The following is a 19,357-nucleotide window of genomic DNA, read 5'->3' on the forward strand; positions in this document are numbered from 1 at the left end:
TACACCCCTTTCTATGCAGGTCTAAGCTTTGATAATTGTTTCTTTAAAGCTTGCATCTCGCCTTTAATACTAGCGTCTACAACTTTATCGCCAACTCTAATCACTAGTCCTGCTATAATGCCTTCATCTACGATTGTTTCAAGTTCTATTTTGCTTTTTGTACTTGCTTCAAGCTTTGCTTTAATAGCTTCTACTTGGCCTTCTTTAAGTGCTACAGCCGATGTAACAGTTGCTTTAACAATACCGGATTCCTTTTTAATACGTTCAAGGAAACCTTCAAGTACATTTATCATTTCAGATTGTCTACCTTTTTTCACAAGTAAAACTAAAAGTCCTAAAATAGAGTTTTCTACTTTACCTGTAAAAATAGTTTCAAGGAGACTGATTTTTTCCTCTGTTGTAACTTTATGATTTTCTAAAACTGCCATAAAGTCTGGTTCATCCTGAAGTGCTTTAATAATGACTTTTACCTCTTCTTCATAGGTTGCCATTTTTCCTTCAGAACTAGCGATATCAAATAGGGCAGTAGCATATCTTTTAACAACTAACTTAGCCACTGTACATCCCCCATCTCTTTAATAATATCGTCAATGATTTCTTGATGTTTGTTTTCATCTATTGAGAGGGCAACAAATTTACTTGCCATAAGAGTAGAAACATCAATAAGCTGAGTTTTCATCTCATCTTTAACACGTTCTTGTTCAAGAAGAATGTCATTTGCAGCTTTGGCTTTCATAGCTTCGATTTCTTTCTTAGCTTCTGCAACCATTTGCTCTTCTCTAGCTAAAGCTTTTGCTCTAGTCTCTTTAAGGATTTGTGCTGCTTCTTCTTCAATACCCGCGATTTTATCTTCATAATCTGCTTTAAGCTTAGCTGCATTTGCATTTGTAGCTTTAGCTTCGTTAATCTCATTCGCAATAGCTTGTTTTCTCTTATCAAGCATCGCAGTCACTGGTTTGTGAAGAATGAAGTAAAGTGCTACAACAATAACTAAAGTAGAGAATAATTGTAACCCTAAATCAGTTAGTAACTGAGCATCAAATCCTATGATTCTTCCTGGCAACTCAGTTGCAGCTAATACAGTAATTAATGATGTATTCAAAGGGAAGCTCCCTCCTTTCTCGTCTATGTTGCTATTATTTTAATTCGCTTCTTATAAAGATTGGTATTTTGTAATAAGTGGGTTTGCGAATAAAAGAATAATAGCTACGATAAGACCGTAAATACCTGTTGTCTCTGCTACAGCAGCTCCTAAAAGCATTGTACTTACGATTGTAGATTGAGCTTCTGGTTGACGACCTACTGCTTCTGCACCTTTACCAGCTGCATAACCTTGTCCAATACCAGGTCCAATACCTGCGATCATAGCAAGACCTGCACCAATTGCTGAACATGCTAAGATTAAAGCGTTTCCATCGATTTGTTGATTATCCATAATTAAAATCCTCCTTAAATAGTTGCTTTTAAAATTATTTAAATTAACTTAAATCTTTTTATTTATGCCTATCCCATGCTGTCTCTTAAAATCCTATAATAATCTAGAACTTTGCTAGAAGTAGTCTTAAAAGATGTTTACAAAGAGTAATAATAAGGCAATAATTAGGGCATAAATACCAGTTGTTTGCGCTACTGCTTGACCTAGTAACATAGTTCTAAGTATTGTAGCTTGAAGCTTAGGTCTATTACCTACTGCTTCTGCAGCTTTACCTGCTGCATAACCTTGTCCAACTCCAGGTCCAATACCTGCAATCATTGATAATCCTGCTCCAATTGCTGAACATGCAAGCACTAAACCAACACCTGTTTTATTTACTAATGGATTAGCAAATAACATAATAATAGCAATAACCAGAGAGAAAATTCCTGACGTCTCTGCTACAGCTGCTCCTAGAAGCATAACAAGTGTAGCTGGTTTACTACCTTCTCCTGGGTTTTTCCCCACAGCTTCCGCTGCTTTCCCTGCTGCATAACCCTGTCCGATTCCCGGCCCAATACCGCCAATCATTGCAAAACCTGCTCCGATTGCTGAAAAGGCTAAAATGAGCGCTTTAGGGTCTACATTTTGCATCCAACCAAACAAAAAGTCCATAAATCCTGACATTTTTTCACCTCATTCCTATTCCATGGCACTTGACACGAATGTCATACTAAGCATTACGAAAATAAATGCTTGAAGTGCACCTGCAAAAACGTCAAAGTATCCGTGAAGCACTGCTGGTATACCAAGGAAAACTACAATTTTAGGGAACATCGCATAAACAAGCCCCATAATAATTGATCCACCTAGGATATTACCAAACAAACGGAAACTTAATGAAACTGGCGTTGCAAGTTCACCAATAATGTTGATTGGCAGTAAAAGTGGGAAAGGTTCCAAGAAACCTTTAAAGTACCCAACTCCTTTTGATTTAATACCAAAGCCATGAATCATAAAGAATGTAATGAGTGCAAAGGCAAGTGTCGTTGCAAAATCTGCTGTCGGTGGTCTGATGCCAATAAGGCCAGATAAGTTACAAACCGCAATATAAATAAGAAGTGGACCGTAATAGCCCGCAAACTTTTTCCCTGCTGGTCCCATACTGGAGATAGTAAAGTTATTGATCATATCTACTATCATTTCAACGGTGGTTTGTAATTTTGTTTCTGGTACTTCTTTGAATTTTCTCATTTTGACTCTTAAAATAACTGACACAAGGATAAGTCCAAGCATAATAAGCCATGTACTAACAATAGTTTGAGTTAGATAAACAGGCTGACCATTTACTTCAAAGAGCTTAAAATACAATTGTGCACCAAAATCTAGATTGTCACCCACTTACTCACGCTCCTTCCATCTAAAATATATATGCAAAGAACCTAAAAGGTTCCATTTGCCAATTCTACTGTGCTTTTTTATTGAGGGCTAACTGTGCATAAGCACCTACCTTCATGGAAATAAGTCCAAAAAACACACCTAACAAATTAATACTTGGCTCTAGCGCTGCTATAACCAGTACAACACCTGTAAGAATATATCTAATCATATACTGAACGTTTGCATACTTTTGTGCTTTTCCTTCCGGCATAGCAATAGCTTTTGCAATAGTATTTTGCATAAGCTTTAACTTAAGTAAGGAAAAAACTAAACCAAAAGTAATCCCTAAGGTCCAGCCTAGCTTATCGGCTACCAATAGTATGCCTATAATATATACAATTAATGAAAACAATATCATGCAAATTAACATGAAATTTTTCTTAAACATTTCATTATTCATGTTTATCCTCTTTCTTAGCCTGCTTACTAGTATAATAAAATAAATTTCTAAAAGCTGCCCCTACTCCTAAAATAATAAAAATGATAGTAAAAATTGGAGCTGTCTTTACTTTTTCATCAATGAATATCCCGATAAAAGTACAAATTAAAATAGGTGTAATCATTGTTATCCCTAATTGGGAAATTAAACTTAAACTCTTAGCCCACGAACTAATTTTCACGATTTACACCCTACTTTCTACATAATAACCCATATTAATTATACTTTATAGTAAAACCCATAAAATTTCAAGAGAAACAGCTTCTGGATACTTGTACAATATACATTTCTTTCAAAATGTATATTTGTCATATACTGTTTCTAAATGTCGTTTTTTCCCTAAAATACAAGAATTTTTTTCTGATTTATTGGTAACATATAATATTTTTTTTGTTAATTATTACCCTTTCTATGCTTCTGCAAATAAGCCATTTAATAATCACAAATTTTGTTTCTTCACCTATTATCTCAATAAATAATAAAAGTAATACATCCACACTTATAAGGATGTATTACTTTTTTATTCTAGGCTTTATAGCAGTAATCTGCTGGTTTAGTCTCTACTTTATTAAATTCATAAAGAATAGCCTCTACAATACGTCTTGAAGCTTCTCCATCACCAAATGGATTCTTAGCTTGTGCCATTTGGTCATATAATGCTCTATCTGTCAATAATTCTGTAGTAAGAGCATGAATTGTTTCTTGTTCAATTCCTGCAAGCTTTAAAGTACCTGCTTCAATACCTTCTGGTCTTTCAGTTACATTTCTAAGTACTAAAACAGGTTTTCCAAGAGATGGTACTTCTTCTTGTAACCCACCTGAATCTGTTAGAACTAAATAAGAACGTTTCATAAGATTGTGCATATCTTTAAGGTCTAATGGTTCTACCAAATGTACTCTAGGTAAATCTCCTAATACCCCAAATGCCACCTCTCTTACTGCTGGATTTTTGTGCACTGCATAAACAAGTTCAGTATCTTCATTTTCTAATAAAACCTCTTTAATAGCCTCACATATATTATGAAGTGGCTGCCCGAGATTTTCTCTTCTATGAGCTGTCATAGTAATAACACGTTTATTAGTATAATCAATAGTATTAAGTTCTTCTACGGTAAAATTATATTCTGCTTCAACAGTTGTTTTTAAAGCATCAATAACTGTATTACCAGTTACATAAATATGCTCATCACTTACTGCCTCACGTAACAGATTCTCTTTTGCCAGAGGGGTAGGAGAAAAATGAAGATCCGCAAGTGAACCTGTTAATTTACGATTCATTTCTTCTGGAAATGGCTCATATTTGTTATAAGTTCTTAGTCCTGCTTCTACGTGACCTACTTTTATTTGTTTATAAAATGCTGCTAATGCTGCTGCGAAAGAAGTCGTTGTGTCCCCGTGAACTAAAACAATATCAGGCTTTGCTTCTTCAAAAACCTTGTCGAGCCCTTCTAATACACGATTAGTTATACCTGTTAAGGTTTGCCTTTGCTTCATAATATCTAGATCATAATCAGGTTTAATATCAAAAAGTTCTAGTACTTGGTCTAACATTTCCCTATGTTGTGCTGTAACACATACAAGACTTTCAATATCTTGATGTTTCTCTAACTCCTTTACAAGCGGTGCCATTTTCACAGCTTCTGGCCTTGTACCAAATACACTCATTACACGAATTTTATCCATTGTATTTACTCCTTAATTCTTCGGGATTATTTTATAACTTATTGACTCGGCAAGCTTCAATATCCTCATCAGTTGCTAAAACAACCCTATTTTTTCCCTTTACTTTTCCTCTAATTAAGGCATTATCTGCCGCCTCAATAGCTTCCTCTGGTGTTGCTGCCATAGCAGGATAAGAGCATGCTCCAAGTGTTACTGTTATAGGTGTTGCTAATTCATATGTTATACGAATATAGTATACAGCTTGCCTAAATTCTTCTAATATATGTATAGCTTCATCTAAAGGTCTAGGAATGAGCAGTACAAACTCATCACCTCCATAGCGGATTACTTCTCCTCCATATTCTTTTACACTGCCTTTAGCTAGCTGGGAAATCGCTTTTAAAACAGCATCTCCCTCTAAATGTCCTAACACATCATTAATAGATTTAAAGTTATCTGTATCCACTACGGCTACTGTCATATCCTTATTATCTACACATATTTCTTTTAGCATATGATCTAAATGACGCCTATTGTAAGTTCCTGTTAAGGGATCTGTTATTGATTCCGTCGATACACTTTGTAATAACTTGGAATTTTGAGCATTAGTTGCAATAAACACAGTTAGCGTTTCGAAAAAAGCAATCGTATTAGCTGTAAAGAAATTTTCTTCCTCATGTTCTAAAACTAGAGCTCCAAAAATACTATCATCGTTAAAATTTTTAAGAGGTACTGCAAGCCTTGAACAAGGTATGTTAATGCAGTCAATTAATGATCCATTGATCTCTTCTTTTGAGTAGGAGTGAGATTCTGCTACGCCTTTTATAGAAGCTGGTATGGCAATATGCTTAATTTCTCTAAATTCATTTTTAAGCTCTATACTTCTAAAATAAACCTTATAATCTTCTACTGCGCTTGTTTCTCTTTTTAACCAAAGATAGCAAGTTGTAACTCCCATTACTCCCATAAGCATATCTGTTAAAACAGACATAAGCTGCTTAAAGGAAGTAATGTTCATGGCTGCTTTCATAATTTCTCCCAGTAGCCAGAGCATTCCGCGTTGTTGCTGTAATTCTATTTGCAAGTATTCAACACTTTCTTCTTGATTTTCTATTAAATCAGTGTTCATGCTCTTCCCCCCTACTTTAAATTAAATACGCTGAATAAGCATTCCCACATAACCAGGCCCACAATGAACACAAGCTACTGGACTAATCCAACATACTCCTTCAATCTTGACATCTGGTTTTACTTCCTTAATTAAAGCAATAATTTTATCTTTAATTTCTTCTCCTGCCGCATGTGAAAAGTATAGTTTGTATTCTTTTCCATCCTTTAATATTTCTTGGGCTTTGTTTACAAAGTAACTAATTGCTTTAGCTCTGCCTCTTACTTTAGCTACAGTTTCATACTTACCATCATCCCCAATTGTAATAATTGGTTTAAGATTAAGCAGTTTACCTACTGCTGCAGATACATGTCCTATTCTCCCCCCTAATAAAAGATATTTAAGTGTATCTACTATAAATAGAGTATTTTGATTTTCTCTCATCTTATCTAGTTCACTAATAATTTGTTTCATTTCACAGCCTGCATCTGCCATTTCAGCTGCTTTAATAGCTAAAACAGCTTGAGCTGCTGAAATAGTACGTGAATCATATACAACTGCATTTAAGTCCTGATAATCTTCCTTGACCATGTTGATGGCATTGAAACACCCTGATAAACCTGAGGATAATGGAATAACTAAAACTTCTTTATACCCTTCCTTTACTAATTCATCAAAGACTTCATGTATTTCATCTAAAGAAGGTAATGAAGTTGTCGGTACTTCTTCCTCTAAGGTATCAATAACTTCTTTTGCTGTAATCTCTAATTGGTCTTTATAAGTCTTATCTTTATAAACAATTTGATAATGTAATATTTTAATATCATACTTTTTAGCATCATCTATACTAATGTCTGATGCTGTGTCTGTAACAATAGCTATTTTTCTCATAATCTTCTCCTTTACCTATATACTAATTTATAACAAATTTCAAGGAAAATCAAATAGTCTACAGGATTTTGTTGGTTATCTTTAAAGGCTACTTGCAATACGTACAGTTTCCATTGCGTCCTTAGCAAAATAGTCAGCTCCTACATACTGTGCTAACTCTGGAGTAAGTACTGCTCCACCTACTATAACCTTTACTTCTTCACATTCTTTCCTAAGTAAAGTAATCGTATCTTTCATACTATTTACAGTGGTCGTCATAAGTGCACTTAATCCAACAATTCTAACCTCGTGCTTTTTAACTGCCTCGATTACTCTCTCACTAGGTACATCCTTACCTAAATCAATTACTTCAAAGTTATAGTTTTCCATAATGACCTTTACAATATTCTTGCCAATATCATGGATATCACCATATACGGTGGCTAAAATCACCTTTGTCTTAGTGGTTCTAGCTTCTACATTTTGCTTACTCATTTCAACTTGCAAAATCTCAAATGCTGCCTTAGCAGCTTCAGCTGATTTGATAAGCTGTGGTAAGAAAATCACACCCGTTTCATAGAGTTTTCCTACTTCATTAAGAGCTGGAACAATATCCGACTCAATCATTTCTAGGGGACTTTTTTCTTTCATTAATTCTAAAGTAACCGTTTTAGCTTCTTCTTTCAAGCCCTTTTTAATAGCTAAATTCATGCTCATAATAATTTCATTATGAACGGCATTGCTCATTGCAGCTCCTGTACTACTATTTTCACCAGAATACTTATCTATATATGCCTTAGAGTCTTGATCCTTTCCCATAAGTACTCTATAAGCTGAAATGGCTTCCATCATTCCTGCATCTCCAGGGTTCATAATTGGTGCATCTAGTCCCTCTATAAGTGCCATAGCTAACATCGTCTTATTAATAATAGGACGCTGTGGCAATCCAAAGGATACATTACTTACTCCTAAAATCGTCTTAACACCTAATTCCTCTTTAACTAATCTCACAGCCTTTAATGTTTCTTTCACAAGACTCTGCTGGGCCGAAGCAGTTACAACTAAACAATCAATAAAAATATCTTCTTTAGGTATACCCTCTCTCACTGCGGCATCTACAATACGCCTTGCTACGATTAACCTTTCCTCTGCTGTTTCTGGAATTCCCTTTTCATCTAGTGTCAATCCTAAAATACATGCCCCATATCTTTTAGCAATAGGTAAAACAGCCTCCAAGCTTTCCTTCTTACCATTAACAGAGTTAATAAGTGGCTTTCCATTATAAATCCTAACTGCTGCCTCTAGGGCATCTACATTAGAAGAGTCAATTTGTAGTGGTAAACTTACAATACTTTGTACTTCTACTACCGCTTGTTTTAGCATTTCTACTTCATCGATATCAGGTAATCCCATATTAACATCTAGGATATGAGCTCCTTGTTCTTGCTGTTTAATGGCTTCTCTTAAAACATAATCCATATCATGATTTCTAAGCGCTTGTTGAAGCATTTTCTTGCCTGTAGGATTAAGTCGTTCTCCAATAACTACGACATCATCAAAATAAACAACCTCTGAACTACTACATATACCTCTCACCTTTTCTCTTTCAGGTAATTCATAAGGTATGTCTTTAGTTTTATCCACAGTTTTCTCAATATACTCTGGTGTTGTTCCACAACATCCACCTAAAATACTCACACCATCCTCAGCAAACTCTTTCATAATCTCTGCAAATTCTTCTGCCGTAATATCATAGTATACATTTTCTCCCTGCATAACGGGAAGTCCAGCATTAGGCTGCACCATAACCGGGATATGGCTAAGCTTAGTAATACGTTTTACAATTTCCTTTAATTGCTTAGGCCCTAAAGAGCAATTCACACCAAGGGCTGAAACACCAAGACCTTCCAAAGTTAAAATCATACTCTCGATGCTTGTTCCAAAGAAAGTTCTACCATTCTCTTCAAAGCTCATCGTACAAAATACAGGTAAAGATGTATTTTCTTTAGCTGCTAAAACTGCTGCCTTAAGCTCATAAAGGTCAGTAAAAGTTTCACAGAGAATGACATCACAGCCTGCTTTTTCACCTGCAACAACTTGCTCTTTAAAGATTTCGTAGACTTCTTCAAACTCTACATCTCCTATAGGCTTCAATACTTTTCCACTGGGACCTATATCTAGTGCAATATATGAATCTGGGAAATCTTCCTTAGCAGCTTTAGCTATCTCCACAGCTTTTGAGATAATCTGTTCTACTGTATAACCCTTTTCCTCTATCTTGTATTTATTAGCACCAAAAGTATTTGTTGTTACGAAGTTGCTTCCTGCTTCTAAATACGCTCTCATAGAATTTTTTTCTATTATAATTTTCTGGTGGGTGATATTAAATAATTTCCGGCACCTCGCGCCTAGCTTTAATCCTCTACTTTGAACGGCTGCCCTATAGCACCACAACCTCAAAATATTAAACGTCTTTTACCTAAAACATTACAAACCACAGCGTTCTCCTCTCTTCCTGTATAAGCACTGGATGAATGCCATCTACACCATTTGCTAATAAATCAATAATTTGACTAGTAGCATATGCTATTCCTGCTTCTTTAATAGCCATACTATTATGACCATAAGCCTTCACAAAATGTTGTACTTCTTCTGGAAGAGTTGCGCCGCACATAGATACCATACGGTCAATTTGCTTTGCAGAAGTCACAGGCATAATACCTGCTACTACAGGCACCCCAATCCCTATCCCTCTTACTTTATCTATAAAACTATAAAAAGCATTATTATCAAAGAACAATTGAGAAATCAGTTCATCTGTACCACATTCTACCTTATGCTTAAGATGCTTTAAATCCTCTCCCATGCTATAGGCCTCTATATGCTTTTCTGGATAACAGGCGCCAAATACTTTAAAATCATAGTTTTCTTTTATGTATGCTATAAGCTCTGAAGCATGCTTGAAATCACCTAATACAGCATTTTCTCCTAAATCGCCCCTCATAGCTAATATATTTTTAACTCCCTTGTCTTTTAAATGAGTGAGAATATCATCCATTTCTGCTTTTGTACTGCCTACACAAGTCAAATGTGCAAGCGCAGGGATGTCATATTTATTTTGAATAGCAGAAGCAATATCTACTGTATTTTCCCTACTACTGCCACCGGCCCCATAAGTAACACTAATAAGATCTGGTGCTAGGCTAGCAAGTCCATCAATAGTTGCATATACACCACTTAAATCCGCAGTCCCCTTAGGCGGAAAAATTTCAAATGAAAAACTCGGTTTCTTTGCATGTTTAATTGCTTTTTCTATCATGTCATCTCTCCTTTAATTCCTGCTTACTTCTTTAATACTTAATGAATAATGAAAAATGAGGAATTGTTAATTATCTCTCATTATTCATTAAGCATTATTATTTTTTTATTTAACTGATACAAAAGGATTATCCTTTATATAAAAACGCCATAATACATCCTGGTACTCCTCTGCATAAGGAATATTAATGCGTTTTGCACTGATTATTTCAAAGTTTTCTTTTTCACCTTCTGCTAGCCAAAGAGCTCCTTGCTCCTTAACAGACTTAGCATTTAAGCTTTTATCGATAGCTAATGCCTTACAAAGCTTTCCTGGTCCATTAGTTAAATCAGCCGCCTTACTTGATTTAATATTTCTATGCACTTTTGCAAATGAAATAGCAGCTTCATCTAAAGGCTCCACCGCTCTAATAAGAACGCACTGCGGTACTTCTTCTTTGTTCACCACAATGTTTAAGCAATGATACATACCATAAATTAAGTAAATATAGGTAATTCCACCTATTTCAAACATAGGCGCTGTGCGATTAGTTCTTTTGCCACCAAAAGCATGGGCTCCCTTGTCCTCTTCTCCCATATACGCTTCTGTTTCTACTATTTTAAAATAATAATTTTTATCGCCTTCACTTCTTACTAAAAACTTTCCTAAGAGAGCTTTAGCTGCATGGATAGCATCTTGTAAATAAAAGCTTTGATTTAATGTCTTCATTTGAATCACCTCATAATGATTGCTATTAAAGATTCGGTCCTATTCTTCTTATGATTTTTTCGATACGTATTTCTTGAAGCTGAGCATTAATCTCTGCTCCTAACAACAATAAAGTACAGCTCCCATACAACCATATCAGTAAAATGAATACACTTCCTATACTACCATATAGTTGATTATATTTACTATAATTATCTACGTAAATAGAAAATATCAGAGAAAATAAATACCAGCCTACAGAAGTAAACATAACGCCAGGCCATACATTGGTACTTTTCAAGTATTTCCTAGGAATGAACTTATAAATAATGTACAGTACCACAATTAATGCGATAAAAGGCATCGTGAGTCTGGCCATATTCCAAATAGGCATAAAAATCCCCTTTTGCATATCTAATACACCAAACAAATAATCCCCAAGGCGATTACCAAAAACAAGTCCTACCATTAGTAAGATAAGAAGTAATGCTAATAGAACAGTATATACTAAAGCAATTAACCTAGCTTGCCAAAATGGCTTAATATATTTTGAATTATACGCTATATGAATCCCTCTCGTAAGTGCATTAACAGCTGTTCCTGCAGACCAAAGTGTCACTAATCCTCCTACCGATAGTAATGCTGTACTTCTATATAAAATAAATTGCTTTATGGTATTTTCAATAACAGGCACAAGACTGTCAGGTACCATCTCAGATAAATACTGCAATAGAACACTTACAGGAATCTTAGTATAGCTTAATAAACTAATCAAAAAAATAATAAAAGGAAAGAAAGCTAGTACCCAATAATAGGCCATATAAGCACTTGTGGCTGATACATTATGAGCACTATATCGCCTAATCATTTTTCTCAAAAACTGTACTATTCTATTCTCTTTAGCTCTATTCCACATTTTTTTCCTCCTACTCAGCTTATTAATTAGCTCTTCTTCGTTTCTCATCTTCATTCTTAATTCTTAGCTACTTATTCTCTATCTTTCATTTTTAATCATTATTTCTTATTCTTTATTCTTTTATTATTAATTATTTGTTCTTTATTCTTCACTCTTCATTTTCCATTTTAATTTTTCATTCTTAACTCTTAATTCTTCATTCTTATATATATGCCACCTTTATGTATTAATATCTCATGATCTTGAATTTATATCCAGTAAAATAATAATAGCCCTCCCAAAGTCTAATATCCTTGGTGAGAGCTACTTCATTGCACCTATTTTTTAGCTGCCTTAATTTCTTCCTTCTTTTTATCTTTTTTCTTAGAGAAGAAACCTTTTTTCTTAGTGTCTGGTAATTTACCAGATACTACATTTACAATAAGGATTCCAGCTAATTCAACTTTAATTTGTTTCTTAGTAGGAATACTATCAAATACCTTTTGATCACATAAAAGGGTTTGAATTTGTGGTCCGATCTTAGCAATAACAACAGGCATTTTACGTTTTTTATAAATCCATGGAAGTTGTTCTTTCATTTGCTTTGGTAGTTTAAGATTACTTAAATGATCCTTCTTTTTATCAATAACAAATATAGATAAAGATTGTTTGTTTTCTGTTATGAGTTGTTGTTGTTCATCATATTTCTTTTGCATCTTTCTTCCCCAGAAATAGAGACCAACTAGTATAGCAGCAAGTACCGCCATTACAATCCAAAAGATTGTCCAGTTCATTACAAATACCGCCTCGTTGTGCATTTCCTTCAGGCTTTTATAGATTTAGCCAAGCTTAGATAAGTATATCATATCAACTGTTAGAACACAATGTAGCAAAGTAAAAACCGTTCGTGATTTATTTTCTAATTTTTCTATTTTTTCATCTTATTTTTATTTTAACTGCGTATAATAGAAAATATATTGATTAAGGCGGTGCAAAAATGTCATTTTTACTTTCCGGTTTCGGCTGGTTTGATATTTTCCTTTTTATTAATATTTTACTTGTTTTATCTGTTGTATTTCTTGAGCACAAAAATGCCAGCGCAACTTGGGCTTGGATCATGATTATGCTTTTTGTACCTATTGTCGGATTCATTCTTTATCTATTTATAGGGCAAGATTTACGAAAGCGAAAAACCTTTAGTAAAAAGGAGGAAGAAGATAATTTCCTAGCTCTCATTCATCGTCAACAAGCTGTTTTTGACTTTAATTTAGGGGCTTACTCTAACCCCCTTATTACTTCTTACAAGGATTTGATTCATTTACATTTAAGCGGTCATGAAGCTCTTTATACAGAAGATAATGAAATAGAACTATTTACTGATGGCTGCAGCTTATTTAAAAACCTTTTTACAGCTATTAATAATGCCAAGAGCTATGTACATATTGAATCCTACATTATTAGAGATGATGGACTAGGTAATCTTTTTAAAGACTTACTTATAAAAAAAGCTAATGAAGGTATTAAAGTCTTTGTTTTATACGATGAAATGGGATGCTTCGGTAATTCGCGCAAATTCTTTGGTGAAATGCGAAAAGCAGGTATAAAGGTAAGTTGCTTCTTTCGTTCTTATATTCCTTTTATAAAAAAGCGTGCTAATTACCGTAACCACAGAAAACTTTGTATTATTGATGGTGAGGTTGCTTACTTAGGTGGCTTTAATATTGGGAACGAATATATCGGACTTAATAAGAAATTTGGTTATTGGCGAGATACTCATATGAAATTAACGGGTAGCAGTGTACATCTTATTAATTTACAATTTCTATTAGACCGTAGATTTGCAACAGGTGAAAATCTATCCTTAGAAGCTTATATTCCTTCTGAAGTTGTCACTTCTTCAGGCCATGTAGGTATGCAAATTGTGTCTAGTGGTCCTGACTCAAAATATGCTAGTATTCATAATGGCTACATCAAAATGATTCATTCTGCTAAACAATCTGTTTACATTCAAACGCCCTACTTTATTCCTGATGATGGTATTATGACTGCCTTGAAATTAGCTGCTTTATCTGGTAAGGATGTTCGTATCATGATTCCTAATAAACCAGACCATATGTGCGTTTATTGGGCTACTTATTCACATATAGGAGAACTTTTAGAAAGCGGTGTACGTTGTTTCACCTATGAAAATGGTTTTCTCCATGCTAAAACCATAGTAGTCGATGAAGAAATTTGTTCTGTTGGTACAGCTAATTTTGATATCCGTAGCTTTAAACTTAATTTTGAAATTAATGGTTTTATTTATAATAAAGGAATCTCACAAAAACTCGTAGAAATTTTCAAACAGGACTTAAAACTTTGTGAGGAACTCACACTTGAGAAGTACAAAAATCGTTCCTTAGTCATTAAATTTAAAGAGTCTATCTCTAGACTCATTTCTCCAATTTTATAAACTAATTACACTTGTTTCTTTATAATAAATCAAATAAAAGAGTAGCTATGACAGCCTCCTTATGTCATAGCTACTCTTTTAAACGCTATTTATATCCCTATGTATATTTCGCCTTCCACTCGTCTTATAACACATCTTACATAACGATCATCAATATACTTAATGAGGCTTCCTATCTCAACCTTTACTCCTGGGTAAACAGAATCAGTTGCTTTGATAAGTCCTTCTTTAACTTCACTTAATCTAATGCCTAGTTTGGTATACTTGGCTTTTAGTTCTTCATATTCTTCTACTAAAGGTTGCCTAGAACTTGTAAGCTTTTGAAGCATGGCTTGTTTTTGTACGTCAAGTTTTGTTACCTTATTTTTCTCTAATAAGAATTTAATGCTTTGATCTACCTTATTAAGGTTCTCTGTTTTACGTTTTAATTCTTCACCAATTTCTTTATGTTCCTTGTAAATAGTGGGTGAAACGCCTATTTGTATAGCAGTAACTGTACCCATAGGTGAACCAATACTCCTTGCAATAATCATATTCGTTGCAGAAACACTGCCTCCAACGATAGTGCCTTTTCCTGTTTCTACTTTAATACTATCTCCTGCATTGACTTTAGAGTGTAGTATAGCCTCTGTAATAACATTTCCATCAGCTTCTACTTGTACATTTTGTAAGAACTTAGCTACGACATTGCCTCCTGCTATAATCTTACTACGTTCTGTTCCTTGCATGCCATAGCTTAAGAATACATTACCACCTGCTATAATAGTTGCATCATCTACAGAGCCTCTTATTTCTACAGAGCCTCCTGCTTTAATTCTAAAGCCGCTATGTACATTTCCATTAATAACAACACTACCTACAAAGTCAATATTACCAATACCACTATCTAAATCACCATTTAAAGTGTATACCGTGTTTATATAAACATTATGATCATCATACTCTAACTTTCCATCTACATCAGCCACCAAAGTAAGTCCATCTTCTAATATGGCTGTATTTCTTCCTTTTGGTATTCTAGCTTCCTTACCTTTCTTAGCTTTAATATTCTGCCCTATAATATTAAAACCATCTTCTCCTTGAGTAGCAGGAATTTTAGTAGCTAGTACATCACCTTTTTTGACATTCCTTACTACATCTAAATTTCTAAAGTCTACTGTTCCATCATCATTTAAACGAGGTTTAAACTCCTTTAAGCTTGCTGTGTCAAATTTAAACTCAATGCTACCATCACTACCATCCACAGCCGCTTTTCCCTTTGCAATAATGTACTTGTAATTATACTGCCTTTCTTTACAAATAGTATTAATCAGTTCTTCATCAAGTCCTGCCGCTATTCCCTTTGTAGAAATAGCCGCTCTTATATCATTTTCACTCAGTCTATTCCCACCATTTTTAGGTTCTTCAAACCACATAACACCTAACATCTTATCCTTAGACATTTCTACATTAACTACTTCACGTACTGCTTGGTTCATTCCATTATTCTCTGTCATCATAAACCTTCCCCCTCACCCGCTATGCCTTTATCAAAAAAATCACTTTTCTTGCTCTATTAATTCTTGTAACAGGCCTTTAACGCATTCCTCAACTTGCTTCGGTAGTTTTTGCTGTCCTTCTTTGTCTAAATGTTTAGTCTCTATAATAGGTCCAATGTTCATCTGTACTTTCGTTTTCTTTACTCTCTTATATTCTTCAAACACCTTGTCCGTATGACGAAATGCAATTGGTACTATAGGTACTCCTGTCTTTGTTGCTAACCTAAAACTGCCTTCTTTAAAAGGTTTCATCTCATCTCCCATGGTTCTTGTCCCTTCTGGGAAAAGAATAATAGACTGACCAGACTTTAATTCACTGATTCCTTTTAATATACATTCTAAGGACTGTCTTTTATCTTCCCTATCAATATAAATACAACCCAGGGCATCAAACCATTTATTAATAAGGGGCATTTTAGCTACTTCTTTCTTACCTATAAAAATACAAGGTTCTTTTATCGTATTAACAAGCAGCACTGTATCAAAAATACTACTATGATTGGCAACGTACAAGGCTGGACCTTGCTTAGGTAAGTTCTCTTCACCTTTAATGCTTATCTCCATACTAGCTCCTTTAATCATATCTCTAGTAAGTTGCCTCATCAAATGATAAATTTTCTCTCTGCTCGTTTTAACGTCATGCTTTTTATTACCATAGCCATACTCTTTACGCGCTTTTCTACCGATAATATCCATCTTTACCATCGCGCCTACAACTCTTGTACTTTCTAGCATCTCACTCCCCCCTTAATCCCTTTTGTAATTTTCTAGCATTTTTTCTCTTAAGGCATAAAGTTTATCTGATAATACTACTTGCATAATTTGAGGATTAACAAGACGCTTATATTCCTCCCATAAGGTATCCAGTTCCTCTTTAGCATAAGCTTTAATACTCATGGTATTTGGACTTTCATATACTTTTTGACCAGCTTTAAAAACAGGTACTAAAAGTTCTCTTAAAGTATAGCTATTAGCTCTTAACTTAATCTTTTTCCATCTTGCATTTGCAGCATACAAAATCAGTTCTTCTTCTTCATTAAATTGTTCATGTTCTAAAGCTATAATATCAGCTGTAACCTTCTTAGTTGCTTTGTCATAAACTCTAACGACCTTTTTCACACCTGGATTGGTTACTTTTTCTGGGTTATCTGAGATTTTAATTTTAGGAATCTCCTCACCATCCTTATGAAGCTCAGCTGCTAATTTATAAATCCCCCCAAAAGATGGGCAGTCTGAAGAAGTAATCATATTAGTACCTACACCCCATAGGGTAATTTTAGCGCCTTGTCTCTTAAGGTCTGCAATAAGCATCTCATCAAGGTCACAGGATGCGCTAATAATGGCATCTTTATAACCTGCTGCATCTAACATAGCTCTAGCTTTTTTAGAAAGGTAAGCAAGGTCACCACTATCTAATCTAATACCATATGAAGTCATTGGAAGTCCTTCTTTTTTCATTTCATCAAATACCTTAATAGCATTAGGTACTCCTGATTCTAATGTATCATACGTGTCTACTAGTAAAATACACTTTTCAGGAAAAAGCTTTGCATAAGCTCTAAAAGCTTCTATCTCTTCATCAAAACTCATTACCCAACTATGAGCATGTGTCCCTGAAACAGGTACATCAAACATTTGTCCTGTAAGAACATTAGAAGTACCAGCACATCCTCCAATAATAGCCGCCCTTGCACCATAAATACCAGCATCAGGTCCTTGTGCACGACGAAGACCAAATTCTAAAATAGGGTCTCCTTCTGCTGCCCTTACTACTCTGGCTGCTTTAGTTGCAATCAGACTTTGATGGTTAATAATATTTAAAAGTGCTGTTTCCACAAATTGAGCTTCAAAGATAGGTGCTTTTACTCTAAGAAGTGGTTCCATAGGGAAAACAACTGTTCCTTCTGGAATAGCATATATATCACCTGTAAATCTAAAGCCTCTTAAATACTCTAAAAAATCCTTTTGAAATAAATTAAGGCTATCTAAGTATTTAATATCTGCATCATTAAAGTTTAGATTTTGGATATAATCAATAGCTTGTTCTAGTCCTGCACAAATAGCATAGCCATTCTTAGATGGATTACTTCTATAAAAGAGGTCAAATACTACCTCATGATTATTCGTATCATTTTTATAATAACCTTGCATCATTGTGAGCTGATATAAATCCGTTAATAAGGTTAAATTTCTCTTTTCCATTTTGCAATCTCCTATCTTTGACTTTCTCATACTGTTTAACTATAATGTTATCTTATACATCTATTATAACATAATTTCTGAATCATATAATTTATTATAAATAAATTTTAACATTTATCCAAAGGAGTTCTATATGCTAAAAAATAAAACTAAATCACAGCTTATTTTAATAACTTCATTAATAGCTGTATTTTGTAATCTATTATGGGGAAGCGCTTTCCCTGCTCTTAAAATTGTATATGCTCAGATGGGCATTGCGAGTAGTGACTTAGGTGGTACGATTACTTTTATTAGCCTACGTTTCTTCTTAGCTGGCCTTATCCTATTTGTATTCGGCCTTCTAACCCATGCTCCACTTTTTAAAATAAACAAAAAGCAGCTCTTACTTATTACTATTTTAGGGGTATTTAACACCACTTTGCAATATTTTTTCTTTAATATAGGAGTAAATAATACCCCAGGGATAAAAGCTTCTATTTTGGGACAAGTAGGAATATTCTTTTCTGTAATATTAGCTCATTTCATTTATAAAGATGATAAGCTCAATTTAAGAAAAATACTAGGTCTTACTTTAGGTTTTCTAGGATTAATTCTCATTAACTTAAATAAAAGTAGCGAAGGCTTTTTACAGTTTAGATTATTAGGTGAAGGTTTTATGATTTTTTCTGGCCTTGTAAGTACTCTAGCCATGTTCTTAGCTAAGCGAATTGGCAAAGAACTTCCATCCATTGTCTATACTTCGTGGCAAATGCTTATAGGTGCCAGTTTACTCTTTATAGTAGGTCATTTCATGGGTGGTAATGTATGTAGTCTTCATTTTACTTCAACAGGCATTATACTCCTCTTCTACCTAGCATTGCTCTCAAGTGTTGCCTTCTGCCTTTGGTACTATATTTTGCAATTTAGAAAAATCGGTGAAATTTCACTTTATAAATTTGTAGTACCTGTGTCGGGAACTGTTCTCACTGCCTTATTTATTCCAACAGAAAAGCTTCTACCTGTCCACATTATAGCCCTCCTACTTGTTGCCCTAGGCATTATTATTGTCAATAAGAAGTCACAAAAACAGCCTCATCTAAGTAATCCATCTTAGATGAGGCTATTTTTTGTGCTTTAGGTTTGGGGGTTCTAAAACACTTGCTCTGTAGATATAGTTCGACAATCCCTTTACTTAACAGATAGGTAATGTCTCCTTATCCGTAGTTAAATTGTAAAATTATTCTTTGTTTTTCACAAGTTTTTTTGCACAAACGGTCAAAATATTACTCAAACGGTAGAAAAGTCAAAAAATAAGGTGCTATAATAATTTCAAAATAATATTCAATCATAGG

At 34.3% G+C, this 19,357-nt stretch carries 20 protein-coding genes and 1 pseudogene; 2 read left to right on the top strand and 19 right to left on the bottom strand.

What is annotated here, in order from left to right:
• Positions 1-11: 11 nt before the first annotated feature.
• From atpH to EKH84_RS21725, 16 genes and pseudogenes are all read right to left on the bottom strand, one after another.
• Entirely contained in the window at positions 12-557 is a 546-nt protein-coding gene (gene atpH / locus EKH84_RS21655) for an ATP synthase F1 subunit delta (protein ID WP_127067906.1), read from the bottom strand.
• Complete coding sequence (gene atpF / locus EKH84_RS21660; RefSeq protein WP_013658582.1) at positions 545-1,102, bottom strand: F0F1 ATP synthase subunit B; 558 nt, start codon at positions 1,100-1,102, stop codon at positions 545-547. The genes atpH and atpF overlap by 13 nt, the downstream gene beginning before the upstream one ends.
• Before the next feature lie 51 nt (positions 1,103-1,153).
• Positions 1,154-1,435, bottom strand: a complete 282-nt coding sequence (gene atpE, locus EKH84_RS21665; protein ID WP_013658583.1) for an ATP synthase F0 subunit C — start codon at positions 1,433-1,435, stop codon at positions 1,154-1,156.
• Between the two features lie 126 nt (positions 1,436-1,561).
• Positions 1,562-1,789, bottom strand: coding sequence for an ATP synthase F0 subunit C (gene atpE / locus EKH84_RS22870; RefSeq protein ID WP_334290689.1), 228 nt, complete (start codon positions 1,787-1,789; stop codon positions 1,562-1,564).
• Positions 1,790-1,804: 15 nt separating this feature from the next.
• Positions 1,805-2,068, bottom strand: a pseudogene (locus EKH84_RS22875) (ATP synthase Fo subunit C); the annotation flags it as partial.
• 48 nt (positions 2,069-2,116) lie between these two features.
• On the bottom strand, positions 2,117-2,815 hold the full coding sequence (atpB, locus tag EKH84_RS21675; RefSeq protein ID WP_127067908.1) for a F0F1 ATP synthase subunit A: 699 nt from the start codon (positions 2,813-2,815) through the stop codon (positions 2,117-2,119).
• Positions 2,816-2,879: 64 nt separating this feature from the next.
• A complete protein-coding gene (locus EKH84_RS21680; RefSeq protein WP_013658586.1) occupies positions 2,880-3,254 on the bottom strand; it encodes an ATP synthase subunit I in 375 nt (124 codons plus the stop codon).
• Positions 3,247-3,474, bottom strand: a complete 228-nt coding sequence (locus EKH84_RS21685; protein WP_013658587.1) for an AtpZ/AtpI family protein — start codon at positions 3,472-3,474, stop codon at positions 3,247-3,249. Before EKH84_RS21685 ends, EKH84_RS21680 begins: the two co-directional genes overlap by 8 nt.
• 344 nt (positions 3,475-3,818) lie before the next feature.
• A complete protein-coding gene (gene wecB, locus EKH84_RS21690) occupies positions 3,819-4,976 on the bottom strand; it encodes a non-hydrolyzing UDP-N-acetylglucosamine 2-epimerase (RefSeq protein ID WP_127067910.1) in 1,158 nt (385 codons plus the stop codon).
• A gap of 31 nt (positions 4,977-5,007) precedes the next feature.
• On the bottom strand, positions 5,008-6,084 hold the full coding sequence (locus EKH84_RS21695; RefSeq protein ID WP_127067912.1) for a sensor domain-containing diguanylate cyclase: 1,077 nt from the start codon (positions 6,082-6,084) through the stop codon (positions 5,008-5,010).
• A gap of 21 nt (positions 6,085-6,105) precedes the next feature.
• A complete protein-coding gene (locus EKH84_RS21700; RefSeq protein WP_127067914.1) occupies positions 6,106-6,954 on the bottom strand; it encodes a DegV family protein in 849 nt (282 codons plus the stop codon).
• Positions 6,955-7,035: 81 nt separating this feature from the next.
• Entirely contained in the window at positions 7,036-9,279 is a 2,244-nt protein-coding gene (locus EKH84_RS21705; protein WP_207669752.1) for a homocysteine S-methyltransferase family protein, read from the bottom strand.
• Between the two features lie 133 nt (positions 9,280-9,412).
• A complete protein-coding gene (metF, locus tag EKH84_RS21710; protein ID WP_127067916.1) occupies positions 9,413-10,252 on the bottom strand; it encodes a methylenetetrahydrofolate reductase [NAD(P)H] in 840 nt (279 codons plus the stop codon).
• 105 nt (positions 10,253-10,357) lie between these two features.
• Positions 10,358-10,960 (bottom strand): DNA-3-methyladenine glycosylase, encoded by a 603-nt coding sequence (locus EKH84_RS21715; protein WP_127067918.1) that lies wholly within the window; start codon positions 10,958-10,960, stop codon positions 10,358-10,360.
• Positions 10,961-10,985: 25 nt separating this feature from the next.
• A complete protein-coding gene (locus EKH84_RS21720; protein ID WP_013658595.1) occupies positions 10,986-11,855 on the bottom strand; it encodes a YihY/virulence factor BrkB family protein in 870 nt (289 codons plus the stop codon).
• Positions 11,856-12,172: 317 nt separating this feature from the next.
• Positions 12,173-12,628 (bottom strand): hypothetical protein, encoded by a 456-nt coding sequence (locus tag EKH84_RS21725; RefSeq protein WP_013658596.1) that lies wholly within the window; start codon positions 12,626-12,628, stop codon positions 12,173-12,175.
• Positions 12,629-12,831: 203 nt separating this feature from the next.
• Here EKH84_RS21725 and cls point away from each other — a divergent pair, with 203 nt between their 5' ends.
• Positions 12,832-14,286, top strand: coding sequence for a cardiolipin synthase (gene cls, locus EKH84_RS21730; protein WP_127067920.1), 1,455 nt, complete (start codon positions 12,832-12,834; stop codon positions 14,284-14,286).
• 89 nt (positions 14,287-14,375) lie between these two features.
• Here cls and EKH84_RS21735 read toward each other — a convergent pair whose 3' ends face one another.
• From EKH84_RS21735 to EKH84_RS21745, 3 genes are read right to left on the bottom strand one after another with little or no spacing between them, the layout of a single operon-like run.
• Positions 14,376-15,785 carry a DUF342 domain-containing protein gene (locus EKH84_RS21735; RefSeq protein WP_127067922.1) on the bottom strand — a complete coding sequence of 470 codons (1,410 nt, stop codon included), beginning with the start codon at positions 15,783-15,785 and terminating at the stop codon, positions 14,376-14,378.
• Between the two features lie 39 nt (positions 15,786-15,824).
• Positions 15,825-16,559 carry a lysophospholipid acyltransferase family protein gene (locus tag EKH84_RS21740; protein WP_127067924.1) on the bottom strand — a complete coding sequence of 245 codons (735 nt, stop codon included), beginning with the start codon at positions 16,557-16,559 and terminating at the stop codon, positions 15,825-15,827.
• 12 nt (positions 16,560-16,571) lie between these two features.
• Complete coding sequence (locus tag EKH84_RS21745) at positions 16,572-18,026, bottom strand: nicotinate phosphoribosyltransferase (RefSeq protein ID WP_127067926.1); 1,455 nt, start codon at positions 18,024-18,026, stop codon at positions 16,572-16,574.
• A gap of 133 nt (positions 18,027-18,159) precedes the next feature.
• Between EKH84_RS21745 and EKH84_RS21750 the strand changes: the two genes are divergently transcribed.
• Positions 18,160-19,119, top strand: coding sequence for a DMT family transporter (locus EKH84_RS21750; RefSeq protein ID WP_127067928.1), 960 nt, complete (start codon positions 18,160-18,162; stop codon positions 19,117-19,119).
• Positions 19,120-19,357: the final 238 nt, after the last annotated feature.

Source organism: Cellulosilyticum sp. WCF-2 (assembly GCF_003990395.1).
Taxonomy (GTDB): domain Bacteria; phylum Bacillota; class Clostridia; order Lachnospirales; family Cellulosilyticaceae; genus Cellulosilyticum; species Cellulosilyticum lentocellum.